The organism is Micromonospora sp. D75 (genome assembly GCF_018070405.1).
GTDB classification, from domain to species: Bacteria; Actinomycetota; Actinomycetes; order Mycobacteriales; family Micromonosporaceae; genus Micromonospora; species Micromonospora chalcea.
This window is the reverse complement of record NZ_JAGPXV010000301.1, coordinates 1-7,096: the sequence shown is the minus strand read 5'-3', so window position 1 is coordinate 7,096 and position 7,096 is coordinate 1. Positions and strand designations below refer to the sequence as shown.

The following is a 7,096-nucleotide window of genomic DNA, read 5'->3' as shown; positions in this document are numbered from 1 at the left end:
TTGTTCCAGTGCTCGGCGACGATCTCGGCGGCCTGCTTCTCCCACTGCGCGTACGCGTCGGGGTAGGCGCTGACCTGCACGGTCTGCGCGGCCTCGGTCAGCGGCATGTCCTGCCAGCCGTCGACCTGCTTGAGGCCCTTGAGGAACGCCAGCGTCGAGTACTCGGGGTCGGTGATCTGCTCCGGCGTACCCCAGCCGCTGGACGGCCGCTGCTGGAACAGGCCCAGCGAGTCGTGGTCGTTGCGGTCACCCAGGTGACCCAGGTTCTCCAGCTTCGACTCCTGCAGCGCGGTGGCGATCGAGACGACCGCGGCCCGCTCGGGCAGGCCCGCCTTCTTGGTGGCCGCGATGATGGCCTTGGCGTTGGCGATCTGCTCGTCGTTCAGGTCCACGTGCGACTGCTCGCCCTGCGGGCTGACGCCCTGAACCGCTGCCGCGGCCGGCGTGGCGGTCTCCGCCGCGTGGGCGGCGACCGGGCCGGCGAACACGCCACCGGTGAAGGCGAGACCGGCGATACCGAGGATGCTCTTGCGCAGGATCGTGTTCATGGTGGGCTCCGTTCGGGGGTCGACGCATCGGGGGGATGCGTGGGCACCGTCAGGCGCTCGAAGTTCTCGGGGGGATCCGGCAGCGCGGGGCGTGCCGGGTGCATCTGCAACGACCGACGCCCCGGGCTTGTTCCCCGGGGGCGCTCGCCGGCGCCACCCCGGTCGCGCACCGGCTTACAACGCCCCCCGCCCCGCCCCCACCCCGCCCCGCCGATCTTGGAGTTGTGGCGCCCAGGATGTCCGGTATCCGAGGTATGCGAGGCACCACAATTCCAAGATCGGCGAGAACGGCCGACCCCGGAGGGCCGGCCGTTCGCTACGGGTGGGTCACCAGACCTGCTGGACGATGTCCGCCGCCTGTTCCTCCCACTGCGCGTACGCGTACGGGTAGGCGGACACCTGGACCGTCTGCGCGGCGGTGGTCAGCGGCAGCTCGTGCCAGCCGCCGACGTTCTTCAGCGCGTTGAAGAACGCCTTGCTGGAGTACTCCGGGTCGGTGATCTGCTCGGACGTGCCCCAACCGGACGACGGGCGCTGCTGGAACAGGCCCTCGGAGTCGTGGTCGTTGTACGCGCCGAGGTGACCCAGGTTGTACAGCTTCGACTCCTGCAGCGAGGTGGCGACGCCGATCACGGCGCCCCGCTCCCCCACGCCGGTCTCCTTGGCCGCCTCGACGATGGCCTTGGCGTTGGCGAGCTGCGCGTCGTCGAGCGGGATGCGCGACTGCGCGCCCTCGACGCCGTGCGGCACGAGCTTCTCCTTGGCCGGCCGGTCCGCCCTGGTCGGCAGCTTGTCCAGGCCGGTGGTCTGGCCGGGCTTGACCGCCTCGGTCGAGGTCTGCTTGCCGGTGGCCAGGTCGATGGCGGCCTTGGCGCCGGCGTGCGGGCCACTGGTCACGGGCGCGGCCACGGCGGTGGGGCCGACGGCCAGCCCGCCCAGGACGGCCACGCCCGCCACGCTCAGCACGGCGCGGCGGTTCTTGGCGACGGCGGCGGTCTTCGCCACGGCGGTCTTCGCGATGGCGGGGAGCCATCGAGTGAAGTGCTGCTTCACGATGGTTGCCCTTTCGATCGTTACGACGCGCTCCGGGATGAGCGCCCCTCGGGGGACTACCGCCGGGTAGGTGTTTGGGTTCCGACGGTATGGGGGACACAACGAGCCCGCAGTGTCGGTCATTCCGGAAATGCCGGGCAGCGCCGAGGCTGCGGTCCAGGTCACCCGCGATTCCGGGCACCCGGTCCGCATCCTGGGTGAAGGGCGAGGAACGGGACGATCAGGGCGAGACGCCGCACCGGACCAGCGCGTGCCGGAGCTGCTTGAGGTGCTGCAGCGTCACCGCATCGAGGGCCCGGACCACGGTACGGCCGCCGCGCAGCACCCGATCCGGTTGGAAGTTGAGCGTCAGCCGCTCGCGGCGACGACCTCCTCGCACCGGCGGGCGGCGAGGCGCCCGACGATGACGGCGAGCGCGACCTGGCGGACGTGACGCAGCGCGGCGGACTGGGCGTCGGTGAGGGCGGCGACGGGCACGGACGCGAGTGTCACCGGGGCGGAACGTCGCCCGGCCACACGGCTTTCCGGATCCGTCCGAAGCGGACGGACATCCGGCGGCGCCCGGGCGCGGACGGGCCGGAAGACGCCGCACGCGGGCCCGGACCGGACTGCTCCGGCCGGACCCGCGCGGGTGTGTGGTCCTCAGTGGCCCCGGGCGATCCACTCGTCCAGGTGCGGCGCCTCGGCCCCGATCGTGGTGTCGTCGCCGTGCCCGGTGTGCACCACCGTCTCCAGCGGCAGCGTGAGCAGACGGGTACGGATCGACTCGACGATGGTGCCGAAGTCGCTGTACGACCGGCCGGTGGCGCCCGGTCCCCCGGCGAACAGGGTGTCGCCGGTGAAGACCGCGCCCAGGTCGGGCACGTACAGGCTGCACGCGCCGGGGCTGTGGCCGGGGGTGTGCAGCACCCGCAGCGTGGTCCCGCCGACGGTGATGGTCTGCCCGTCGGTCAGCTCGCCGTCCGGGGCGGTGCCCGGGTGCACCATGTCCCACAGCACCCGGTCGGCCGGGTGCAGCAGCACCGGCGCGCCGGTGGCCCGGGCCAGCTCGGGCGCGACCCGGACGTGGTCGTCATGGGCGTGCGTGGCCACGATCGCCACCACGCGCCGGTCACCGATCACCTGGCGGATGGCCGCGACGTCGTGCGGCGCGGCGAGGACGAGGCACTCGGCGTCGTCACCGATCACCCAGACGTGGTTGTCGACGTCGACCGTCTGGCCGTCCAGGGAGTACGTGCCGGACGTGACGGCGTGGTCGACGCGGGCGGTCACGGGAAGACCACCACCGAGCGCAGCACGTCGCCGTGGTGCATCCGGCTGAACGCCTCCTCGACCTGGTCGAGGGCGATCTCCTCGGTGACGAACGCGTCCAGGTCCAGCCGGCCCTGCCGGTACAGCTCGGTCAGCATCGGGAAGTCGCGGCTGGGCAGGCAGTCGCCGTACCAGCTGGACTTGAGCGCGCCGCCGCGACCGAACACGTCCAGCAGCGGCAGGTCGACAGTCATCTCCGGCGTCGGCACGCCGACCAGCACGACCGTGCCGGCCAGGTCACGGGCGTAGAACGCCTGCTTCCAGGTCTCCGGGCGGCCGACCGCGTCGATCACCACGTCGGCGCCGAAGCCGCCGGTGGCGGCGCGGATGGCTTCCACCGCGTCGTCCTCGGAGGCGTTGACGGTGTGGGTGGCGCCGAACTTGCGCGCCCAGTCGAGCTTGCGGGAGTCGGTGTCCACCGCGATGATCGTGGTCGCGCCGGCCAGGGCCGCGCCGGCCACCGCCGCGTCGCCGACGCCGCCGCAGCCGATCACCGCGACCGAGTCGCCCCGGGTCACGTTGCCGGTGTTCATGGCCGCGCCGAGGCCGGCCATCACGCCGCAGCCGAGCAGGCCGACGGCCGCCGGCCGGGCCGACGGGTCGACCTTGGTGCACTGCCCGGCGTGCACGAGCGTCTTCTCGGCGAACGCGCCGATGCCGAGCGCGGGGGTCAGCTCGGTGCCGTCGGTGAGCGTCATCTTCTGCGTCGCGTTGTGGGTGGCGAAGCAGTACCACGGGCGGCCGCGGCGGCAGGCCCGGCACTGCCCGCAGACCGCGCGCCAGTTCAGCACCACGAAGTCGCCGGGTGCCACGTCGGTGACGCCGTCGCCGACCTGCTCGACGATGCCGGCGGCCTCGTGGCCCAGCAGGAACGGGTAGTCGTCGTTGATGCCGCCCTCACGGTAGTGCAGGTCGGTGTGGCAGACGCCGCACGACTGGATGCGGACCACCGCCTCGCCCGGTCCCGGGTCGGGCACCACGATGGTGGTGACCTCCACGGGCGCGCCCTTGCGCCGCGACACGACTCCCCGGACTTCCTGGCTCACAGTGCCTCCCTTGTTGCGTGCTTCTGCACCCCGAACCTACCGCTGATCATGACCCGCGAACCAATGAAGCCCGCCGGATTGTCCTGGTCATGACCGGGTACCCGGTGTGCCGGTTCTACCAGGTGGGACGGGAGTGATCATGAGGCTGTCGCATGCGCCGCTGCGGGTCGCCATCGGCGCGTACATCTTGAACTCCGGGCTGGGCAAGCGGGGCCTGGAGGGTGAGGCCGCCGCGGGCATGCACGGCATGGCGGCCGGCGCGATGCCGCAGCTGCGGCAGATCCCGCCGGACCGGTTCGCCGTGCTGCTGTCCCGGGGCGAGACGGCGCTCGGCGCGGCGCTGCTCGCCCCGTTCGTGCCGTCGTTGCTGGCCGGGGCCGCGCTCACCGCGTTCGGCGCGGGGCTGGTGCAGCTCTACCTGAAGACGCCCGGCATGCGGGAGGGCAGCAGCCTGCGGCCGAGCCAGGAGGGCATCGGGCTGGCCAAGGACGTGTGGCTGGTCGGCGCCGGGCTGACGCTGATGCTCGACTCGCTGGTGCGGCACCGGCGCTGAGCCGCCCGCGCCGAAAGCCGCTCCGGGCCGGCCGCGTACTCAGACGGGGGCCGCGGCCGTCGCGGCGGCCCGGTCGGCGGCGATCCGGCGGGCGGCGTTGCGGTAGCGCAGCACCTGCGCCGCGCCGAGCGCCCAGAGCAGGAACTGCACGGCGAACGCCCAGCGGAACGCGGACAGCGGCGGCGCGTCGTGCCCGGCCGGGGTGGCCAGGTCGAGCACCAGGCCGACGGCCAGGATCAGCACGATCGAGGCGGCGAAACCGCCGACGTTGACGATGCCGGTGGCGCTGCCGATGCGGTGCACCGGGTTGAACGAGCGGGCGTAGTCGAACCCGATCATCGAACCGGGACCGTTGACCGCGAGCACCACCACGAGCGCCACCAGCAGCGCCTGCGGCGCCCGGCCCGGCCACGCCAGCACCACCGCCCACATGCCGGCGGTGCCGGCGGTGATGGCGAAGACCAACACCGAGCGGTGGAACGGGAAGCGGGCGCACAGATGCGCGAGCACCGGCCCGCACACGAGCGTCACCATCGTCATCAGGGTGAGCAGCCCGGCCGCCGCCGTGGGCGAGAAGCCCTGGCCCTGCACCAGGAACGGGTACCCCCACAGCAGCGCGAACACCGAGCCGGAGAACTGCGTGACGAAGTGCGTCCACAGGCCCAGCCGGGTGCCCGGCTCGGCCCACGCCTCGGCGAGCTGGCGGCGCACGGTCGCCAGGTCGGGCGCGAGCGCGGTGGCGTGCTCGGCGTGCGGGGTGTCGCGTACCGCGACGAGGATCATCAGCACCACCGTCGCGCCGAGCGCCGCGGCGGTCAGGAACGCCGGGGTCCAGCCCGCGCGGTGCAGCAGCAGCACCAGGGGTACGGCGCCGAGCACCGCGCCGAGCTGGCCGACGGTGCCGGTGAGCTGCACCAGCAGCGGGTTGCGGCGGCCGGGGAACCAGAACGCGACGATGCGCAGCACGCTGATGAAGGTCATGGCGTCACCGAGGCCGACGAGCACCCGCGCGGCGACGGCGGCCGGCACGTCGGTGGCGACCGCGAAGACGATCTGCCCGGCCACCATCAGCGCGCCGCCGGCCAGCAGCAGCCGGCGCGAGCCGTAGCGGTCGAGCAGCACCCCGACCGGGACCTGCATGGCGGCGTAGACGGCGAGCTGGGCGACGGAGAACGTGGCGAGCGCGGAGGCGTTGATGTGGAACCGATCCGCCGCGTCGACCCCGGTGACGCCGAGTGAGCTGCGGTGGAACACGGCGGTCAGGTACGCGGTCAGCGCCACCGCGTACACCAGGGCCGCGGGCCGGCGGGACACGCTCACCGCAGCGTCCCGAGCATCCGCGCGGCGGTGTCGATGTGCCCGGCGACCGCGTCGCGCCACGCCTGCGGGTCGTCGCCGTCGAGCGCGGCGAGCTGGCCGGCGTGCTCGGCCAGGGCGACCTCGGCCCAGCCGGGCGAGAGCCGGAAGCTCGCCTCGCCCATGCGCAGCTGCCGGTCGCGCAGCCGGTGGTACAGCTCGGCCAGGATCTCGTTGCCGGCCGCCTCGACCACGGCGGCGTGGAACGAGCGGTCGGCGCCCATCAGCGCGCTGATGTCACCGGCGGCGTGCGCGCGTCGCATCTCCTCCAGCCGGCGGGCCAGGTCGGCGCGCAACTCGGCGCGGCGGTCCCAGACCCGCTCGGCGGCGTGCAGCTCGACCAGCCGGCGGGCCTCGATGACGTCGGCGATCTCCCGGGCCGACACCGGCCGGATCAGCGCGCCGCGCTTCGGGTAGAGCTTGACCAGACCCTCGGTCTCCAGCCGCAGCAGCGCCTCCCGGACCGGGGTGCGGGACACGCCGGTCGCGTCGGCGATCTCGCCCTCGCTCACGAGCTGGCCGCCCGGGTAGACCTGTTCCAGGATGGCCTGCTTGAGGTGCCGGTACGCCCGCTCGGCGGCGGACGGCGCGGTCCGGCTGGGATGCGTCATGTATCTAAGCTTGCTCCGCGGCTCGTCCCGCCGCTCGATCGCGGGCCCGGGCAGTGGCGCAGGCCACCGCGGGTCAGGCCCACAACTCCCGCAGCAGCGCCTCCACCTCGGCGGTCCGCTCGATCTGCGGCATGTGCCCGGTGTCGCGGAACAGATGGCGGCGCGCGTGCGGCAGCCGGCTGCCGGCGTACGCCAGGTGCGTGGCGGGCAGGATCAGGTCACGGTCGCCCCAGACGAGCAGCGTGGGCAGGTCGAGCGCGGCCACCGCGTCGAGCAGTTCGGCGCGCCACCGCAGCTTCACCCCGCGCCAGGTGCCCAGGTCGCGGACCAGCTCCAGCATCACCCGGGCGGCGTGCGGCTGCCCGGCGACGGCGAGCGCGGTGGCGATCCGCTCCTCGGTGACGTACGCCGGGTCGAAGATGATGGCCCGCGCGCTGCGGCGGGCGATCCCCGGTTGCGGGCGCAGCAGCAGCGGCGCCAGCGGGCGGATCGCGAGCAGCCGCAGCGCCACCGTCACCTCCCGGCCGAAGCCGGCGCTGTTGAGCAGCGCCAGGCTGGCCGCCCGCTGCGGCGCGTCGACCGCGAGGCGCATCGCCACCGCCCCGCCGAGGGAGTTGC

General features: G+C 73.6%; 10 protein-coding genes. 1 reads left to right on the top strand and 9 read right to left on the bottom strand.

What is annotated here, in order from left to right:
- The 6 genes from KBX39_RS18400 to KBX39_RS18380 form a co-directional block, all read right to left on the bottom strand.
- A partial coding sequence (locus KBX39_RS18400) for a hypothetical protein (RefSeq protein WP_210871691.1) occupies positions 1 to 548 on the bottom strand: 548 nt, incomplete at its 3' end.
- A gap of 327 nt (positions 549 to 875) precedes the next feature.
- Positions 876 to 1,601 carry a hypothetical protein gene (locus KBX39_RS18395; RefSeq protein ID WP_210871689.1) on the bottom strand — a complete coding sequence of 242 codons (726 nt, stop codon included), beginning with the start codon at positions 1,599 to 1,601 and terminating at the stop codon, positions 876 to 878.
- Positions 1,602 to 1,821: 220 nt separating this feature from the next.
- The gene (locus tag KBX39_RS33415; protein WP_247660340.1) at positions 1,822 to 1,980 is read right to left on the bottom strand and encodes a DUF3626 domain-containing protein; all 159 of its coding nucleotides are present in this window, start codon (positions 1,978 to 1,980) and stop codon (positions 1,822 to 1,824) included.
- The gene (locus KBX39_RS33835) at positions 1,950 to 2,078 is read right to left on the bottom strand and encodes a hypothetical protein (protein ID WP_282102429.1); all 129 of its coding nucleotides are present in this window, start codon (positions 2,076 to 2,078) and stop codon (positions 1,950 to 1,952) included. Before KBX39_RS33835 ends, KBX39_RS33415 begins: the two co-directional genes overlap by 31 nt.
- A gap of 165 nt (positions 2,079 to 2,243) precedes the next feature.
- On the bottom strand, positions 2,244 to 2,873 hold the full coding sequence (locus KBX39_RS18385; RefSeq protein ID WP_210871687.1) for an MBL fold metallo-hydrolase: 630 nt from the start codon (positions 2,871 to 2,873) through the stop codon (positions 2,244 to 2,246).
- Positions 2,870 to 3,958, bottom strand: a complete 1,089-nt coding sequence (locus KBX39_RS18380; protein WP_043323928.1) for an S-(hydroxymethyl)mycothiol dehydrogenase — start codon at positions 3,956 to 3,958, stop codon at positions 2,870 to 2,872. The genes KBX39_RS18385 and KBX39_RS18380 overlap by 4 nt, the downstream gene beginning before the upstream one ends.
- 139 nt (positions 3,959 to 4,097) lie before the next feature.
- On the opposite strand from KBX39_RS18380, the gene KBX39_RS18375 reads away from it, so the two are divergent.
- Positions 4,098 to 4,511 carry a hypothetical protein gene (locus KBX39_RS18375; protein WP_030504610.1) on the top strand — a complete coding sequence of 138 codons (414 nt, stop codon included), beginning with the start codon at positions 4,098 to 4,100 and terminating at the stop codon, positions 4,509 to 4,511.
- 39 nt (positions 4,512 to 4,550) lie between these two features.
- Here KBX39_RS18375 and KBX39_RS18370 read toward each other — a convergent pair whose 3' ends face one another.
- From KBX39_RS18370 to KBX39_RS18360, 3 genes are all read right to left on the bottom strand, one after another.
- On the bottom strand, positions 4,551 to 5,831 hold the full coding sequence (locus KBX39_RS18370; RefSeq protein WP_210871685.1) for a nitrate/nitrite transporter: 1,281 nt from the start codon (positions 5,829 to 5,831) through the stop codon (positions 4,551 to 4,553).
- Entirely contained in the window at positions 5,828 to 6,478 is a 651-nt protein-coding gene (locus KBX39_RS18365; protein ID WP_043323924.1) for a GntR family transcriptional regulator, read from the bottom strand. Before KBX39_RS18365 ends, KBX39_RS18370 begins: the two co-directional genes overlap by 4 nt.
- A 73-nt stretch (positions 6,479 to 6,551) precedes the next feature.
- A partial coding sequence (locus KBX39_RS18360) for an alpha/beta fold hydrolase (protein ID WP_210871683.1) occupies positions 6,552 to 7,096 on the bottom strand: 545 nt, incomplete at its 5' end.

What these genes read in the sequence shown, in the direction of transcription:
- KBX39_RS18365 (WP_043323924.1), bottom strand. Translation starts at nt 6,478, where the DNA reads ATGACGCATCCCAGCCGGACCGCGCCGTCCGCCGCCGAGCGGGCGTAC.
- KBX39_RS18375 (WP_030504610.1), top strand. Translation starts at nt 4,098, where the DNA reads ATGAGGCTGTCGCATGCGCCGCTGCGGGTCGCCATCGGCGCGTACATC.